Genomic DNA, 17,886 nt, shown 5'->3' on the forward strand with positions numbered 1-17,886 from the left:
GGTATACCTTCTTAAGCGTTTATAATTAAAATCTAACCATCAGGTTGAGTCCGAAACTCCTTGTTCTCGGCAATCCGAGAGACTCGAAACCCTGAGTCACCCCATTGGTATAGCTCGACTCGGGATCGAAATTTTTAGTCTTCCGGTACAGGATAAACAGGTTCCGTGCAACAAATGAAACCGATGCACCCTCTACCTTTGCTGCTTTCAGCAGTTTTGCAGGAAGGTTATAGCTCAGGATCACCTGCCTTAATTTTACAAATCCCGCATCATGAACAAACAATTCGGCGTACCTCCTGGTATTGTCATAGTAGTTGGGTACGTCCTTAACAGGAACGAGATAGGAATAGGGACTTCCATCCTGTTTTACACCTGTTAACTGTAAGCCGTTTTCCCTTCCGGGCAAGGTGCTTTTCATCAATCCCATGCGTGTCGCATAAATCTCCATCACGGAGAACACTTTGTTGCCGAATTTTCCGTCGATCAATACATTCAGGGAGAAATTTTTATATTTAAAATCGTTGGAAATCCCCATGGTGAGCGGAGCTACCCCATTGCCAAGATATTGCAGACTAGAGATGACCGGTTGGTTATCAGTACCAAAAATCACATTGTTACTGGCATCTCTGGCCATGCGGGTCCCGACAATCGCACCGTAGGGCTTACCAAGCACATTATTGATATAGGCCCATGTATTTACAGTTGTTCCCAATTGAATCTGCGTTAAACCTTCAGCCAGCTTAACGACTTCATTTTTGTTATAGGCCACATTGTAACTCACATTCCAGCTGAAATCGTTTGACCTGACAGGTGTTCCGTTCAGCAGCAATTCCACTCCTTTATTGCTCAGTTCCCCGATATTTAAAATCACGTTATTATAGCCCGTCGTTCCTGAAAGTGTCGTTTGCACAATATCATTTGTCGTTTTGCGATCGTACAAGGTCAGATCAATTCCCAAACGGTTGTTAAAGAACCTGGCTTCAAACCCTGCCTCAAGTGTGGTAGAGGTATAAGGTTTCAGGTCTTTATTGGTGATGTTGAGGCTGGACACGTTTTGAATGGTCGCTCCGGTACTGGGGCTAATGGTAAAAGCCTGGTTAATCTGATAAGGATTGGGTGCACCGCCCCCTACTTGTGCCCAGGACGCCCTCAACTTCGCGAAATTTACGACTTCCGGTAATTTTAATGCCTCAGAAAGCACAAAACTTCCACCTACCGAAGGGTAAAACAAGGTGTTGTTCTTAGGGCTTAAAGTAGAAAACCAGTCCTGCCTCCCGGTAACGGTCAGATAAGCAATACTCCTAAAACTCAAATCGGCAGAACCCATAAATGAGTTGATCGCCGTTCTGTTATTTGTAGGAATCGTCGCTATGGTGGCATTGGTAGAACTGTAAAAGTTAGGAATCACAAAACTGGTCCCCTGTATATTGATTTGGTTATATACTGCCCTTTGCTGGTTCCCGCCAACAAAAGCGGTAAGGTTAAAATCCTTGCCCAGCTTGCCATTGTAGTTCAAACTGAGCAAACCGTTTGTTTCAGAGGCATCCACTTTCAGCTCATTTAACGGCAGCGGAGAAGGGTAAAGCGTTCCTGTTGGGGTAATATAAGCATAGTCGTAATTGTAAAAATCACGACTTACGGTTCCCTTCACAGAGAGGTTTTTTAGGATTTCGTAAGTAATTGCGGCCTGGGCAATCGTTCTGTTTCGGGTATCATTTTGTTTAAACTTGTTGACTACAAAATAACTGTTGGTCGCAACCTTGGCATCGTTCCAATCTATTTCAGTGCCATTATTGTCAAAACCTGGTTTTAACCAGCGAATATCTGCGGTATTCGCGATCATATAAGGACTCCAGTTGGGATTCCCAAAAGCATCTCCGGCATTGGCCCTGTTTTTCCCTTTTTCAATATTATATTGAACGAGGGCCTCAAAGCTCACACGTTTACCCATTTTACCATTCACACTCAGGTTGCCTCCCTGACGGTGATAGCTGCTGTTTGGCAAAATGCTCCGGCTGTTCAGGTCGGCAAGAGAAAATCGATAAGCCAGGTTCTCTGTCCCTCCCGTAAAGGCCAGGGTATTTGTAAAATTGGTACCTGTGCGGTAAAAATGCTTGATATTGTCCTTCTGCGCGGAGTAAGGATGCTCATTTCCGTCCATCCCGATATAAGCCGAACCATCTATTTTAGCACCCCAGGACCGCCTTCCACTGATTATCGCATCATTTTTTGTGAGGGGCTTAGCGCCCAGAATACCTTGTCCATATTCATATTGCCAATCGGGTAAAACGGTAGGAGTCTCGGCGGTAAAAGTTCCATTGTACTCTATCCCGATCCCCCTTTGGGCTTTCCCTTTTTTTGTCGTAATCAGGATCACCCCGTTTGCAGCCCTGGCACCATATAATGCAGCGGCAGTACCACCTTTCAACACACTGATCGACTCGATATCATCCGGATTGATGCTGGAAATCCCATCCCCACGGTCTACGTTTCCAATCCCCCCGCTTGTAATTGCACTGCCCCCTGGAACAGAATTTTCCAGTGGCATTCCGTTGATCACGTACAAAGGCTGGTTTCCTCCTGATAAGGAGCCGTTACCGCGGATTACGACACGGCTCGAACCTCCCGGTCCGGTAGAAATCCCCGCTGCATTTACCCCGGCCACCTTACCGATCAGGGCATTGGCCACATTGTTTTCCCTTGCCTGGGTAAACTCATCTCCTTTCACTTCCGTTACAGAATAAGCCAGCGCCCTTCTGGAACGGGTCACGCCCAATGCGGTAATTACCACATCACTCAAAACATTTGCATTCTCCTGAAGCTTCACATCGATTGTTTTTCGTCCGTTTACACGGATTTCCTGGCTAAGAAACCCAACACTGCTAAACACGAGGATACTTTGTTCATCGGGTACTTTTATGTTGTATTGACCGGAGGTATTGGTCATAGAACCTCCGGTTCCTCCTTTCACTTTTACACTCACCCCGGGCATCACCATTCCGCCCTGGTCGGTCACCACACCAGTCACCGGAAATTCAGCTGGCTTCTTTACTTCAGGTTTCTGCATTGCTTTTTTCCGGATCAGGATCACGTCGTCGCTTACACTATAGTCCATCCCTACAGGGTTTAAAATGCGCTGAAGCACCTGGCCTAATTTTTCACTTTTTACATCGATACTGATCTCCTGATCTGTAACAATATCATGATTAAAGACAAAGCTGATCTTTGTCTGCCTGTTGATTTTCTTAAACACCTCTTTCAAAGGCATATCACTGACTTTCAATGAAATAATCATATCCAGATATTGCGAAGGTTCAGACCTGGCCTGAAGATTTAATGCACAAAGTATTGGAATCATGATGATCACCGATATTCTTTTCGCCCTGCTAAACAGATGGCGAAAGCATAATGCTTTTTTTGTCATATATTTGAAATAGTTATAGTAATTGTCATGTCTTTTAAAGACTGCTATGATTGATTTGAGCAAAGCTCAGATAGAGGTCGGATGTGCTGGTACCACATTCGACCTTTTTTTAAAGGCGATCTTTTTTCCTATAGGCGAGAATATTTGGTTAGTAGTTTGGTTAATTGTTGGTCTGGTATCTTCAAGCCATCATCAATAAATGATGTAAGTATTGTTCCACAGTTTATACCTCGTATGGCTCTGTTTGGTAACTGCGTTCAATATCACGGGTAATGTTTTATCCTGAAAAATTGCGGTAATCCGCGGAATCGATGCGCCGGGAATGGCGATCTTAATCCTGACCCCGAATTTATTGCTCAGCTTTAAGGCACAATCCCTCAGGCTCAGGTCTTCAAAGATCATTTTGCCATCAATCCAGCAGATCACGTCTTCCGGATTGGCAAAACGGGATAAGCGAAATCCGTCTTTATCATTAGCAGCTGTTTCCCCGGGGTTCAGCACTACCGAACGCTTACTTTGCTGGTCCTGCACCTTCACCTTTCCGGTAAGTACGGAAACATCGGCCGGCTGGTCATTACCATAAGCATTTACAGTAAAGCTGGTGCCCAATACCTGGGTTTTCAATTTGCCCGAATGAACAATGAATGGCTTTTCTACATTCTGGGCCACCTGGAAGTAGGCCTCTCCTGTTAAATAAACTTCACGTGTTTGTCCGCGGAACTTTTTTGGATACCGTAAATCACTGTTGGCATTCAGGGTCACCTTTGTACCATCCTCCAGGACAACTACTCCGGTTTTACCGGAGGCAACATGAAGACTGGCCTGTCCGAAGCGATGATACATGGAGTCCTTGTCCAGCACCTGCTGCCCAACCAATCCGGCAAACAGGAGGACACACAGCACAGCGGCGTATTTGAGCCAGACCGTGGTCTGGGAAGTTAATTTTCTTTGTGGAAGTGCTGCCGGTTTGACCTCATTCCAGCTGAGCGTATAAGGCAATGGCTGCTCCTTAGCATAATCCCAGTTCAGCCGCATCGCCTCGTCCATACTTTCCAGATTACCGGTCGTTTTGATCAGATGAATAAATTCATCGAACTCTTCCCGACTGCAGTTGTTGTCGAGATATTTGGTAAAAAGGGTTGAAATTCTTTGATTCGTCTCCATTCTTAACGGTCGTTTCCATAAAGACACAGCAAAACGACGAACAGACTAATCCGTTTGAAAAAAAATTAACAGAAGTTAAAAAACAAGATCGAAATGATCGTGGAATCCACTCCGTTTCTATGAAGATATGCCCGGACCAGCTCCACCGAGGAGAGCAAATGGTTTTTTACCGTGTTCTTGGACAGGTTTAAACGCGCAGCGATTTCATCATAGGACAAACCCTGCTCCCTGCTCAGCTGGTAAACAATCTTCCGTTGTGGCGACAAACTTTCTACCGCCTCACCAATCAGCTTCTTATATTCCGTCACCTGCAACTCCGATTCCATACTGAAATCTGCAACCACAGCAATACGCATCAGCTCATTTGTCATTTTGAGATCGCTGGCTGCCTTTCTCAGGAAATTCAGCGAATGGTTCTTTGCAATGGTATAAAGATAGCCGTCCATATTTTTAACCTCAGGAAGGGAATCCTTATGCTGCCAGAGCTTGATGAATATCTCCTGCGTAATTTCTTCGGCCGCATAACGTGATTTCGTCACCAGAAATACATGGGTATACACCTGTCCCTTATAGGTATTAAAGAGGTTTTCGAATTCAAGCTCTGAACAAGTTTTTGAGTATAACAGCGTCATTTTATAGCTTGATTTTGAGAGGTTAAATAAAATATTAAATCCAGGACCATTAAATTCAATTAATAAATCCTGTTTACGTTAGTTAAAAGTTAACGTGAATTTAATATGTTTTTAATCAAACAAGCTAGTGTTCTGATAAATAATTTATTTTTTTAGTTTGCACGGTTGGTTTCTGATTGTCCCGTTGCCTTATTTTTGTAATTGTTGTTCTTCAGTTTCCCAAAACTATAGCTGGCCATCAGCCTGAAATAGTTGTTATTATAGGTTCTGTCGTAGAAAATATCAGTTTGCCCAACACTGTAATTCCCGGAACTGTTGGTATGGTTAAAAATATCGTTTGCAAGGAACTTCAATTTCAGCGCACCTTTAAAAAGGTCTTTATCAATACCTATGCTCACAAAAGACCTGCTCCGGTCCTGGTACAATCCGGAAGAGCGTGTTCCGAGATACCAGGCCAGAAGCTGCAATTTAAACAGGTCTTTTACATTAAAGGTATTGCTGGAATATAAATACCATTGCGGCTTTGAAGGCAGAGCGATAAAAGAATACTGATCGTCTATCATTTTAGCATAACTCAGGTTCAGGGTATTTGTGGCGGTCCAAAACCCCACCGTTGCCGGGACAGACAGCGCGGCAAAATAAGTATGACTTTTATCGAGGTTGATGCCTTTTAAAACATAGCTGTTTGGTGTATTCCCCCTCAAAGCGGCGGCACTAAGCGGATCAATCACATAATTGTATCCAATCCTGAAGTCGACTTTCCGGTAATTTGCCCCCAATTCAAAGGAATGGACTTTCTCCGGCTGAAGGTTCGGATTTCCCTCGATCGTGGTAAAAGGGTCCTGATAAATTACATAGGGATTTAATGCCTGATACCTTGGCCGGGTAATCCTCGATACATAGGAGGCACTCAATTTAAGCCGCTCTGTAATCGTCCTGCTGAGCAGGAGGTTGGGAAAAAGGTTAAAATAATGATCCCGGAGCAACTGTCCTCCCGCCACACTGGTATTTAAGGTATAATCGGTCCACTCTCCCCTAAAGCCGATTCCGAAGTTCGTCTTCCCCATAATCATGCCGCTGTAATTGAGATAGGCAGCCGGTATTTTTTCCCGGTATTCAAAATCACTGGACAGGTTTTCATCGGGCTTAAACGCGCCCCCATTGTCTGCTACGAGGAAATCTGTTCCGGAGTTGGTATTCACATAGCTGAATTTAAGGCCAAACTCGAGTTTCTCCCTGCTGCGAAATACTTTGGAATAATCTACCTGGGTACTGGAAATCGAAATCTGATGTTCGACATCATTTTTCAGGGACCTGAAACCATCCGCCCCGGCGATGAGACTGCGTTCGTCAATAAGGTCATTGATGTCGGCATGATAGTCCGAATACTGGGTTCCCAGAAATAATACAGAACCCAGAGTATCTATGGTCTGGTTATAATTAAGGGTAAAGGACTGATTTAAGCGTTGCTCGTTCTTTTTGAGATCGCTGGTATAAAAACGCGTTCCTTCCTGGTTGCTGATGCTGTTCCTACTGTCCTGGCCTCCCCCTTGTTTTTCTAAATTCCCGTTGTAGCCCAGGGAAATGTTCTTGTCTTCGCTGAGGTTGTACTGGACGCCCAATCCGAAGTTGGAGAAATTGCGGAGTTTACGTCTCCAGTTTGTGGTTAGTTCCGAACGTAAATAATCTTCTTCAGATGGCCGGGTTCTGGTGGTATACAGCCGCTCCCGGGTCCTCCCCTGAAACAACCCGTAATTCCCTACCACAGCAAACTTTCCTTTGTTGTAGTTGAGGTCAAACAGGGTATTGGTATTCAGTCCTGCAAATTCAGATGCCGTAACCTGCTGGCCAACAGAACCGAGCACCCCCATCCCGGCATTGACCTTGGTAATGATATTGATGACCGCCTTTCCTTCGGCATCATATTTTGAAGAAGGATTGGAAATGACCTCAATCTTCTCGATCTGCGAAGTCGGAATCGCAGACATCCGCTCGGAAGTAATGAGCCTGCCGTTGAGGTAAATGCTGGCTTCCCCTTTACCGGCCACAGAAATCTGTCCTTCATTGACGATGACATTGGGGGCCTTGCTGAGTATTTCGGTTAAGGAACTGCTGTTCGCGAGAATGGTATTGGCTACTTTCACTTCCAGGTTTCCGTTGGCCAGAGACCTGGTTAAGGAAGGCTGGGCACTGATCTGAACTTCGTTCAACTGAACGTGTTGTGCTTTAATCACGATCGTTCCCAAATCAACATGGGCCGCCCCCTTGTATTTGATGCTGATCAGGGTATCGGCAAAGAGCAAAGAAGTCAATTTCAAAGTCAGCGTTTTCTGGTTGATCTCTGACAACTCAAAGCGGCCGTTGAGGAAACTAATCCCTTTTACAAAGGCAGGATCATCAGGCGAATGGAGCAATGCATTTCCCATCAGGGGTTCCTGTCTGGAGTCTATTACCCTGGCGGAGATGCTCCGGATATTCTGGGCCTTTAATTTCAGGCACTGGAAGATTAAAATTAAAAAAGTAAGGAATGCAATGAGCAGGGTTTTCATTTGTGAATCGGATTTGGTTTTTCTTTTTCACAAAAGTCAGCAGCAGGCTCCGGCAAGAGGTGCCGGAAACAATAATCAGGAGTACGAATTTATAAATTCATACGAAAAGAGCCTTCAATACTACATTAAAAGGCCCTTTCGTTTAAAGCGTTGCTCAGAAGGCTTGCTATTTCGCTATTTGTGCAGCAGCCCCAATCAGTACCCCGCCGATCAGGATCGGTGCAACATCACTAATCCGTTTATGGGCAGCAGCTGCATTTTCATCCTCCGCTCCGGGCTCAGAATTACCGCCCATAATTTTGGAAAGATCAGCCTTGGTTAAAACAGCCTGAATTTGAATTTTAGCATGTGGAGTTTTCATATATTTAAAATTTTAGCTTCGAACTAAAATAGGAAATATTATTTTCCAATCAAATATCAACAGGATCAAAATAAGACATTTAACACTTTTAAATCAGGCTTTTAACGTATTCTGCTGATAATTTAAAGGAGTAGTCCCTGTAATTTTCTTAAAAGCAGCAAAGAAAGTGGACTTGGAATTAAAACCTACCTCATAACCTATAGATTCCAGGGTAAGCCTGTGGTCTGTTGAAATGATCCTGCAAGCCTCCCTGATCCGGAATTCATTGACAAAGGTGGTGAAGTTTTTCCCGAGGTTATCATTCAGAAATTGCGACAAATGGTGACTGCTCACATTGACCCCTTTCGACAAATCAACTAATTTCAAATCCGGATTCCTGTAAACGGCCTGCTCGTTCATGAGCCTTTCCAGTTTCCCAAGCAACATTCCGGCCTCGCCCTCATTCAGCTTTTTACCGGTGTATTTATTGGGAGCAAGCAGGAATAAATCGTCGGTCTTCTTCCGGTATAAAAGCACCGAAATAATCACGTATAAGATGAGGGAAAAGCCAATGGAACCACTAATATAGGATGAAAATGGTGCCCGGATCAGGCTCAGAAAAAATGTAATGAAGATCACCACATTTCCAACATAGATCATGAGCAGCCAGATTTCGGCAGCATTCATTGGAAGTCCTTTTGTAAACAGTTTTTTCAGCATTCCTTTCATCACAAAAGAGGAAAGAACAACATAGATCAGCCATTGCGAATAAATGATCTTGCTAAAATACTGGTTCCACAGCCCGGGATAGTTTTCATACGGATAAGAGATCCCCGCAAGGAGGATAAGCACAAACTGGGAAGCAATCATCCATTTCCAGAACTTCGGCATGGTATCCAGCCCATTAACAGCGGATTTCACAAAACAATAAAGGAATGGACCGATAAAAAAACAGGCAGAAAGACCAATCTGCAGATAAATCCGCGGAAGCGTGCCATCAAAATATACGAAAACGGATTTACCAATCCGCACGCTTAAAGCAAACAACAAAGCGCCAAGAAAATAATTACTCAGGTACTTCTTACTGTTGAAAAAGAAAAAATACAGACTCAGGATTAAGCCGTTAAAAGCTCCTAAAGCGCTAAAAAAAAACAAGAGTTCCTTACCGACGTTCATAAATGGTTTAGAGGTTGCAGCCTTTCAAAGGTAATGCAAATAGCTTGCAAATTGACATTGAGCTGCATTTTTAGAAAAGATTAAAGTGCTAACTTTAAAGATCAATTTTAACTATGCAGATGAGTCAGGAAGCAAAGCGCATTAAAACAGAAGGTTGGAAAAAATGGGGACCATATGTCTCCAACCGTCAGTGGGGAACCGTCAGAGAAGATTACAGCGATAATGGGGATGCCTGGCAATCCAGCACCCATGATATGGCCAGAAGTAAAGCCTGGCGATGGGGAGAAGAAGGCATCGGCGGCATCTCCGACGACCGGCAGCTGCTTTGTTTTGCACCAGCTTTCTGGAACGGAAAAGACCCGATCCTCAAAGAAGTCTTTTATGGCCTTACCAATAGCGAAGGCAATCATGGCGAAGATGTAAAAGAACTCTTTTACTACCTGGACTCCTCACCTACCCATTCCTACCTGAAAATGCTGTATAAGTATCCGCAGCAGGCCTTTCCCTACGAGTCCCTGTTGAAGGAAAATGCCCGCCGAAGCAGGGATGAACCTGAATTTGAACTGATCGATACGGGGATTTTTGAGCAGAATGAATACTTTGATATTTTTATCGAATATGCAAAGTCGGATACAGAAGACATCCTGATTAAAATTACCGCACATAACCGAAGTGAAAACCCCGCCCCTTTAACAGTACTGCCCACGCTTTGGTTTCGAAACAGGTGGTCATGGGGCCATCACGATAAGGACCTGTCCATTTCCCAAAAAAGCCCGTCTGAGCTTTTCATACAGCACCATACTTTAGGCGATTACTTTTTCTATGCAGAAAACCCGGTGCAATGGCTGTTTACCGAGAATGAAAGCAATACCATGAGGCTTTACAGCTATGACAACGGCAAACGATATTATAAAGATGCGTTCAACAGTTATCTAGCCGACAACTTGAAAAAGGCCGTTAACCCGGCCGGAACAGGTACGAAAGTGGCGGCACTTTGTTCTGCGGAGCTCCCTGCCGGGGGAACGCTAACCCTACAATTCAGGCTCTGTAAAGGCAGCAAAAACAAACCTTTCGCCGATTTCCAAAAGATCTTTGCGCTCCGTAAACAGGAAACGGATGAGTTTTACCAGGATTTGCAAAAGAAAACCCTGCCTGCAGAGGAAGGCCTGATTCATCGCCAGGCTTTGGCAGGATTACTATGGAACAAACAGTTTTACAATTATAGTGTGAGCCGCTGGCTCAAAGGCGACCCGGCCGAACTTCCGCCTCCGGCAGGACACAGTACTTCCCGGAACCTGAACTGGAAACACATCAACAATGCCGACATCATATCGATGCCGGATAAATGGGAATTCCCCTGGTATGCCTCCTGGGACCTGGGTTTTCATTGTGTCAGCCTCGCCCTGGTAGATCCTGACTTTGCCAAACAACAGCTTTCCATGCTCTGCAAGGAATGGTACATGCATCCAAACGGACAGTTACCGGCCTACGAATGGAATTTTGACGACACCAATCCTCCGGTCCATGCCTGGGCCACGCTGGAGGTTTATAAAATGGACAAACAGCAAAACAATGGTAAAGGCGACCTGTTTTTTCTGGAGTCTGTTTTCCAAAAACTGCTGATCAACTTTACCTGGTGGGTAAACCGTAAAGACGATAAAGGAAGTAATATCTTTTCCGGAGGTTTCCTTGGCCTGGACAACATCGGGGTGTTCGACCGCAATACCAAACTTCCTTCCGGTGTCCGCATAGAACAGGCAGACGGAACGAGCTGGATGGCCATGTATGCCCTCAACATGATGCAGATTTCGCTGGAACTGGCGCTTCACAATAAGGTTTACGAAGATATGGCTTCCAAGTTCTTCGAGCATTTTCTATATATCGCAGGTGCCGTCATGAACATCATGGGTGTGGGTGATAATGGGCTCTGGGATGAAGAAGATGGCTTTTTTTACGATGAACTGAGTACCGACGACAGCCATTCGGTGAAGTTGAAACTCCGCAGTATGGTGGGCCTGATCCCCTTGTTTGCCGTAGCAGTCATCACGGACGAAACCTTAAAAAAACTGCCCAAATTTGCCGGCAGAATGCAATGGTTTCTGGAACACCGGCAGGACCTGGCTTCTTTGGTGTCAAGGTGGACAGAAAAAGGGACCGACGACAAGCACTTGCTGAGCCTGCTCCGGGGCCACCGCATGAAACTGATCCTCAACAGAATGCTGGATGAAGCTGAATTTTTAAGCGATTATGGCATCAGAAGCCTTTCCAAAAGCTATGAACAGCATCCCTATGTATTTCCTACAGAAAAAGAAGAATTCGTGGTGAAATATGTTCCCGGAGAAAGCGATAGCGGCATGTTCGGCGGCAACAGCAATTGGCGTGGCCCGGTATGGATGCCGGTCAACTTCCTGATCATACAGAGCCTGCTGCGTTTCCACGACTATTATTCCGATGATTTTAAGGTCGAATATCCCAAAGGCTCAGGAAGCTTCCTGTCACTGAAAGAAATCGCCCTTGCGCTTTCCCAAAGGCTGATCGCAATCTTTAAACCAAATGAGGAAGGCAAACGTCCGTGTTTCGGGGAACACGAAAAACTACAGCGTGACCCGGAATTTAAAGACTACCTGCTGTTTAATGAATATTTTAACGGAGACCATGGCAAAGGGCTGGGCGCTTCCCACCAAACGGGATGGACAGCATTAATCGCGAATCTCCTGATCGAGCCCTAACCTTGCTGCCTTTCTATCGGGTTTCCCCATGGAAGTCAGCGGGATCTCGTTGGTAAATACCAGGTGCTTTGGCATCTGGTAACGCGCCGCTTTTCCGGAAAGCCAGGACAGGATTGCGGCTTTGGTTGCTTCTGTTGTAGCTGGTACCTTCTCCTTCGGAACCCCAAAATCTTCAAGGGGCGCAACATCTTTCAGCACTACAAATGCAGCCAGCCGTTGCCCAAAGCCGGCATCCGCGATTCCGGTTACCAGCACCTCCTTAACCATGGGGTGCTGCATCAGCAGGAGCTCCAGTTCATAAGGGTAAACATTCTCCCCTCCGGAAACGATCATCTCATCCGCACGGCCCAAAAGGTAACAATAGCCTTCCTCATCCTGATAACCCAGGTCGCCGGTATTGATCCAGCGATCTCTTTCCGCAGACCAGGCACATTTTATCCAGAGTTGCCTGTTCCTGATCTCAAGACAAACGCCCTCCAGTGCTTTTCCTATTGTTCCGGGGTATTTTATCAGTTCCTCAGGTCCGGCAAGCAGACAAACCCCGGCTTCAGACGTGCCGTAAAGATTGAACAGCTTATTGCCTAAACCCAAAACCGCTTCTTCGGCTAAAGCAGGAGAAAGGACTGCCCCACCGGAAACGATGCATTTGAGCGATTGAAGGGCCTCTTTGTTCTCATCCAGCATGCGCCGCAGCATCAGCGGCACCAAGGTAACGGATTCAATCTGTTCATCCCGGATCACCGCACAAGCGGCCTTATGGTCAAATCCGGTCCGGATATAAACGTCCTTCCCCATCAGATAAGAGAAACAAAGTGCCGCGAGGCCAAAACCATGGGCAATCGGCGTGGCCACATATACCGACTGATAATTTTCAAATTTCAACCGGTCCAGCAATGATAAAAACAATCCGGTATAAGCGGAAACAGAGGCTTTCCTGGCGGCAGATTTATAAAGCCCCGTTGTTCCTGAAGTTAGAATCACCACCCGGTTGAAACTGGATCTTTTGATCTTTTTCCCTGTTGGCAGATGTTCACTGTCCTTTAAATAACGGGCTACGGTAATTTCCCCTTCCCCATTGGCGGCAAGGCTTCGCTTTTCATAACCCATCTCCAAAATAAGGGAAGAAAAAGAAGGATCATAAATGATAAAGTCAAACTGATGCTCGTTCACCTGCCGCTGCAGTTGTGCAGTCCCCATTTCCGAATTCAGCAGGTATACATCCGCTCCAAGATAGGCGACAGCAAAAAGAGCACTGATAAATGCAGGATGGTTCGCACAGATAATGGCAATTTTGTTCCCTTTTTTCATCCCGTGGTTTTCGTTCAGCCTGAGGGCAAGCTGCCTTACCAGACGGTAGAGCTGCAGATAGGTAAAACGGTCTTTCTCATGAACTAAAGCAAGGTGATCAGGATATAACCAGGCCGCCAAACGTAAAATGGCCACCAGGTTCACCCCTCTTCTGAATAATGCTTTCAGCAAATAAAAGATGCCTTTGACAGAAAAGAGTTTTGCCTTTTTCAGCAGTTTAATGGCCTTTAGCATCGCTCTTTTTCTTGAGGTTAGCAGCCATCAAATATTCCCAGGGACGGCGAAAGAGCACAGAACAAACCTGAGCAGGAAAGACCCACCAGGGCGAATAAATCCGGCTCCTGTTGATGATCGCCCGAAAGATAATTTGTGCAGCCTGCCCGGGTTGCATTGCCGGCATGTCGTTATAGGCAGCAGTCGGCGCCATCATGCGGGTGCGGACCAGTGGAAAATAAAGCGATGAACAGGCAATTCCCCTGGCCTTCAGTTCCGGCGAAACACAGCGAAACCATTGGTCAAATGCCGTTTTGGAGGCCTGATAAGCCGCCCATCCCGAAGCGGGTGCCAAAAGCACATTGATCGCAGAAATGTTGATGATCTGTCCTTTTTTCTCCTCCAGTGCAGGAATCAGTTTCAGCATCATTTGTACCGGAGCCTCATAATTGAGCGCCATGGTCCGTTTAAAATCATGAAAACGATCCAGAGAATCGTAAACCAGGCGGTGAATCGACTTTCCGGCATTGCTGATCAGAATGTCTACCTTTTCTAAGGAATACCTTTGCAGGTATTCGAATAAAGCACCGAGCTCTTCCTCCTTTCTGAGGTCTGCAGAAAAAGTATGAACCACAGCCCCGCGCTGCTCCAGTTCCTTCTTTAAAGCCAGAAGCTTGTCCTCCGTACGCGCCACCAAAATCAGGGTTCCCCCTGCGCTTGCCAGACCGGAAGCCACACATTCCCCAATGCCATAACTGGCCCCTGTGATCAACACAATCTTGCCGCTTATCGCCTTGCTGAGGTCATTTTGATCTACTTTTACCGATGGAAACAGGAAGCGTTCCAGTATTTTCTTCTTTTCCAATGTTTTACAGATTAGCCCTGGTTCTGGTCAGATTTCTTACTTTTAAAAGATATGAAGTTAAGGGAAATTTAATAACTTGAGCGCATATTAAATCGAAAAACCAAGATGCGTAAAGTAGAAGAACTGATAAATGAAACAGATCCGGGATGGCCGATAGTACAGGAATGGATCGAAACAGCGGCAAATAAAGTAGAGATTTTGGCCGTTGACCCTGAAAAAGCAACAGACGCACTCTATAAAACCCAGGTCAGCACACGCTCCCCAATGGGCGCAATCATATACATGACCGGCGGCATCCTGATCGACGACGGATGGATCAGGATCCTTGGTTCAGGAAGTCCGAAACTGAACCGCTCTTTGCCAGACTGGAATAAAGGAAAAGCATTTGATGAATTTGGGGATGCCCCGGCATTTTTAATCGTCGCAGATGATATCCTTGGCGGTTCCTTTGTCTTAAATGGCGGCGAATTGGGTGAAGATGTTGGAAAGATCTATTACTTTGCACCAGATACCCTATCCTATGAAGCTCTGGACCTTTCCTACTCGGAATTCCTCGCCTTTTGCTTCGATAATGACCTTGATTCTTTCTATCGTGGTTTCCGCTGGAACGACTGGAGAGCAGAGGTTTCCAATGCTTCAGGCGATCAGGCTTTCAGCTTTGTTCCTTTCCTTTGGACAGCAGAAGGTAAGGACCTGGAAAAAAACTCAAGAAAACTGGTCCCCGCAGAAGAACTTTACCAGTTAAACCTTTCCTTCAGGGAGCAACTCTAACACTCAAATCCCGATGTTAAAAGAAACCTTTGTAAAGCTGGTGTCTGCTTATACAGACGATAGCGTGCTGATCAATGACTTGTGGGAAGAAGTTGAAACTGCCCATTCGGGAGCTAAACGACATTACCATACTTTAAGACATCTTGAAAACCTCTTACTTCAGCTGCAAGCGGTAAAGGATCAGATTCAGCACTGGGACGCGATCCTGTTTACACTTTATTACCACGACATCGTATACAACCCTTTAAAAGACAACAACGAAGAGAAAAGTGCGGAACTTGCTGTAGCCAGGCTCCGCACACTTGGGGTGCCGGCCGAACTCGTTCAGCGATGTCAACAGCGCATCCTGGCGACTAAAAAACACCTTTTCAATACCGATCCTGATACCAATTATTTTACGGATGCCGACCTCTCTGTTTTAGGACAGGACTGGCCCCTTTATTCCGCTTATGCCGAAGGTGTGAGAAAAGAGTATTCCATTTATCCGGACCTGATTTACAAACCGGGAAGGAAAAAAGTCCTGCAGCATTTTTTACAGATGGACCGTATTTTCAAAACAGATTACTTCTACAGCATGCTGGAAACATCTGCCAAAAGAAACCTGCAAAAAGAACTGGAGGGGCTTTAACGCTCCCCTTCCTCTTTGAAAAGTCTGGGGTACTTATCGACCATTGCCTCTGCCTGTGCGGGAGAAACCATCACATAATTCTTGCCATATAAATCCTGACGAAAAAAGCTGCTTTCCTCCGGCAAATGGTAAATGGCATAAGGAACCTGCGCTTCAAGTAAAGCTTTGTTGATGGTATTGATCAATAAGTTATTCTCCCAGGCCTGATCTTCGGTTTCCACAGTGAATTCATATTTCTTCTGATGACAGCTAAAAGAAAAAACCAATGAATCCTGCTCCGTTTTTCCATTCGCTGAAGCCTCAGGACGCGTAAAAGCAAAATCTGTAAGCAGGTCTTTTTCTGCCTGCCGAAGCTGTTTAAGGTTGGTATTTACATCATATAAAAACCCTTCAACCGTCTGCCCTGCACCGGAGGTAAAAGCATTGGGAAGTTCCAGCAGCAGGTTAGAAATAGTTACCGGATTTTTCTCCCTGAACGCAGCAATCAACTGCATTTTCTGATCGGTATTTCTAATCAGCTTTGTGTTTAGAAAAAGATCAACGGCGGCTGTGATCTGCTCCCGGTTTAAGCGCTCTGTCAGGTCATAACGTTCCCAGGCGGTATAACTATAATCTCCCGGGGTCCCATTGTAACAGGCATTTATTTTACTGGCCATGTATAGATTTCTGGCAAAAGCTTCCTCTTTCTCGTTGAGCAGGGTCATCATGATGCTTCCTGGTTCCTGCGACTCATAACCTGTAAACAAGCCATGTTTTGTAAAGTACAGACGACGCAAATCCCCCTGATCTTCAAGGAAATGGTTCAGAAACTGAAAGTTTTGAGGCAGAATCCAGCTTTCTAATTCCCGCTCTTTTATCATTTCCTTATACAGGATCCCATTGATTTTCACATAGATATAAAACTGCCGGTTGGAGGGATACGTCATCTGCTCCTCTGCTCCGTCTTTGAGTACATGAACTTCAAGATCTGAATATTTAAAATTCAGGAGCAGGGAGGCTTTTTGCAGGACCAGCTCGTAAAGCCGCTTTATTTTATCTGTAGGGATCTGTCCGTAATATTCCCGGGTGAGGTAATCAAGGGGCTTAAGCTCTGTTTCGTAGTCCAGGCTCAGGTAATTTTTTGTTTGTAAGGCCAGGTCATTGATGTTCAAAAGGGAATCTCTTTTATAATTTTCAACCACTTTTCCTGCGGCAGATTTATCTATAAAACCACTGCTGATGAGGCTGTCTATCAAAGAAAGCTGCTGTTGTTTGTAGTACGGAAATTTATCATGATAAATGATCAATGCCCTGATGTCGTCCATCATCTGAACTTGGCTTACCCAGGAGATGATCTTTCTGCCGTTATTGAAGCGCTCTTCCATCCTGTTGTCCGCTGAATCGAGCAAACCTGCTTTCTTGAAAATCGTCAGCCATCTTAAATAAGGCTGAACCTTTTTAACCCGTTCGTCCTCCAGTGCTTTTGTATCCCGATCCAAAGAAACGCTAAACTCAATGGTACTGTCTGCGTAAAGTGGCGACATGGCCGGGCCAAAATAGGCCCCAAAGCGATCGGCCAGTACCTTCGAATCATCAATGCCAGACCTTCCATCCCGGTAAACACCGGCAGCGGTATACAGGAAATTAAAAACATCTGTGCGGGTTGGAAAATTAGCACTGAGGTAACGTTCTTCCTTAATGGCATTTTCCTTTTCAATATCCGGCTTTGCTTTTAACAGGGAATCAAAATAGCTGATGGGGAAAATCCCCCGGCCGGGAAGGATATCTGTATAATTTTTGAGGAAATAGACGGAACACCTGGCTTCATCTAAAAAAGTCTTACTGAAACCGTTGTATACTTCCAAAGGTTTTTTAGCTGCAAACCGGAGCAATTCTGCCTTTCCCGTTTGGCTGAGCAGCTGCTGGTCTGTGAGTGATTGTGCAATGCGATTCAGCCCATCTCCAGACAGACGTTGTGCAAATCCGGCCTGATGCAGGAGAATCAATAAAAAGAATATCGCCCCAATCCGGGCAGTTATGTTGGAATTCATCAATTAAAAATTATCGTTTTTCATAGGTCTGGATCAGGATCCGGCAGCAAATTAGCC

12 protein-coding genes are annotated in these 17,886 nt (G+C 45.3%); 3 read left to right on the top strand and 9 right to left on the bottom strand.

Annotated features, from left to right (window positions below):
• Positions 1–25 precede the first annotated feature (25 nt).
• From DBR43_RS29645 to DBR43_RS29670, 6 genes are all read right to left on the bottom strand, one after another.
• Positions 26–3,424 carry a SusC/RagA family TonB-linked outer membrane protein gene (locus tag DBR43_RS29645; protein ID WP_199757160.1) on the bottom strand — a complete coding sequence of 1,133 codons (3,399 nt, stop codon included), beginning with the start codon at positions 3,422–3,424 and terminating at the stop codon, positions 26–28.
• 192 nt (positions 3,425–3,616) lie between these two features.
• Positions 3,617–4,588, bottom strand: coding sequence for a FecR family protein (locus tag DBR43_RS29650; protein WP_124586926.1), 972 nt, complete (start codon positions 4,586–4,588; stop codon positions 3,617–3,619).
• Positions 4,589–4,653: 65 nt separating this feature from the next.
• Positions 4,654–5,220, bottom strand: a complete 567-nt coding sequence (locus DBR43_RS29655; RefSeq protein WP_124586927.1) for an RNA polymerase sigma factor — start codon at positions 5,218–5,220, stop codon at positions 4,654–4,656.
• A gap of 152 nt (positions 5,221–5,372) precedes the next feature.
• A complete protein-coding gene (locus DBR43_RS29660; RefSeq protein WP_124586928.1) occupies positions 5,373–7,769 on the bottom strand; it encodes an outer membrane beta-barrel family protein in 2,397 nt (798 codons plus the stop codon).
• Between the two features lie 166 nt (positions 7,770–7,935).
• The gene (locus DBR43_RS33245; RefSeq protein ID WP_199757161.1) at positions 7,936–8,130 is read right to left on the bottom strand and encodes a hypothetical protein; all 195 of its coding nucleotides are present in this window, start codon (positions 8,128–8,130) and stop codon (positions 7,936–7,938) included.
• Between the two features lie 93 nt (positions 8,131–8,223).
• Complete coding sequence (locus tag DBR43_RS29670; RefSeq protein ID WP_124586929.1) at positions 8,224–9,285, bottom strand: helix-turn-helix domain-containing protein; 1,062 nt, start codon at positions 9,283–9,285, stop codon at positions 8,224–8,226.
• A 119-nt stretch (positions 9,286–9,404) separates the two neighbouring features.
• Here DBR43_RS29670 and DBR43_RS29675 point away from each other — a divergent pair, with 119 nt between their 5' ends.
• A complete protein-coding gene (locus DBR43_RS29675; protein ID WP_124586930.1) occupies positions 9,405–12,014 on the top strand; it encodes an MGH1-like glycoside hydrolase domain-containing protein in 2,610 nt (869 codons plus the stop codon).
• On the opposite strand, the gene DBR43_RS29680 is transcribed toward DBR43_RS29675, so the two are convergent.
• Together DBR43_RS29680 and DBR43_RS29685 are read right to left on the bottom strand one after the other, a co-directional pair.
• A complete protein-coding gene (locus DBR43_RS29680) occupies positions 11,985–13,556 on the bottom strand; it encodes a class I adenylate-forming enzyme family protein (RefSeq protein WP_124586931.1) in 1,572 nt (523 codons plus the stop codon). The genes DBR43_RS29675 and DBR43_RS29680 overlap by 30 nt on opposite strands.
• Positions 13,540–14,400, bottom strand: coding sequence for an SDR family NAD(P)-dependent oxidoreductase (locus tag DBR43_RS29685; RefSeq protein WP_199757162.1), 861 nt, complete (start codon positions 14,398–14,400; stop codon positions 13,540–13,542). Before DBR43_RS29685 ends, DBR43_RS29680 begins: the two co-directional genes overlap by 17 nt.
• Positions 14,401–14,505: 105 nt before the next feature.
• Between DBR43_RS29685 and DBR43_RS29690 the strand changes: the two genes are divergently transcribed.
• Positions 14,506–15,171 (top strand): DUF2625 domain-containing protein, encoded by a 666-nt coding sequence (locus DBR43_RS29690; RefSeq protein ID WP_124586932.1) that lies wholly within the window; start codon positions 14,506–14,508, stop codon positions 15,169–15,171.
• A gap of 13 nt (positions 15,172–15,184) precedes the next feature.
• Entirely contained in the window at positions 15,185–15,799 is a 615-nt protein-coding gene (locus DBR43_RS29695; RefSeq protein WP_124586933.1) for a hypothetical protein, read from the top strand.
• On the opposite strand, the gene DBR43_RS29700 is transcribed toward DBR43_RS29695, so the two are convergent.
• On the bottom strand, positions 15,796–17,829 hold the full coding sequence (locus tag DBR43_RS29700) for a hypothetical protein (protein WP_124586934.1): 2,034 nt from the start codon (positions 17,827–17,829) through the stop codon (positions 15,796–15,798). The two genes, DBR43_RS29695 and DBR43_RS29700, sit on opposite strands and share 4 nt — an antisense overlap.
• Positions 17,830–17,886 lie beyond the last annotated feature (57 nt).

It is taken from the genome of Pedobacter sp. KBW06 (genome assembly GCF_003852525.1).
Classification (GTDB): domain Bacteria; phylum Bacteroidota; class Bacteroidia; order Sphingobacteriales; family Sphingobacteriaceae; genus Pedobacter.

Excerpts from the sequence above, each read along its gene's own strand:
- DBR43_RS29645 (WP_199757160.1), bottom strand. The coding sequence starts at position 3,424 with ATGACAAAAAAAGCATTATGCTTTCGCCATCTGTTTAGCAGGGCGAAA.
- DBR43_RS29650 (WP_124586926.1), bottom strand. The coding sequence starts at position 4,588 with ATGGAGACGAATCAAAGAATTTCAACCCTTTTTACCAAATATCTCGAC.
- DBR43_RS29655 (WP_124586927.1), bottom strand. The coding sequence starts at position 5,220 with ATGACGCTGTTATACTCAAAAACTTGTTCAGAGCTTGAATTCGAAAAC.
- DBR43_RS29660 (WP_124586928.1), bottom strand. The coding sequence starts at position 7,769 with ATGAAAACCCTGCTCATTGCATTCCTTACTTTTTTAATTTTAATCTTC.
- DBR43_RS33245 (WP_199757161.1), bottom strand. The coding sequence starts at position 8,130 with ATGAAAACTCCACATGCTAAAATTCAAATTCAGGCTGTTTTAACCAAG.
- DBR43_RS29670 (WP_124586929.1), bottom strand. The coding sequence starts at position 9,285 with ATGAACGTCGGTAAGGAACTCTTGTTTTTTTTTAGCGCTTTAGGAGCT.
- DBR43_RS29675 (WP_124586930.1), top strand. The coding sequence starts at position 9,405 with ATGAGTCAGGAAGCAAAGCGCATTAAAACAGAAGGTTGGAAAAAATGG.
- DBR43_RS29680 (WP_124586931.1), bottom strand. The coding sequence starts at position 13,556 with ATGCTAAAGGCCATTAAACTGCTGAAAAAGGCAAAACTCTTTTCTGTC.
- DBR43_RS29690 (WP_124586932.1), top strand. The coding sequence starts at position 14,506 with ATGCGTAAAGTAGAAGAACTGATAAATGAAACAGATCCGGGATGGCCG.
- DBR43_RS29695 (WP_124586933.1), top strand. The coding sequence starts at position 15,185 with ATGTTAAAAGAAACCTTTGTAAAGCTGGTGTCTGCTTATACAGACGAT.
- DBR43_RS29700 (WP_124586934.1), bottom strand. The coding sequence starts at position 17,829 with ATGAATTCCAACATAACTGCCCGGATTGGGGCGATATTCTTTTTATTG.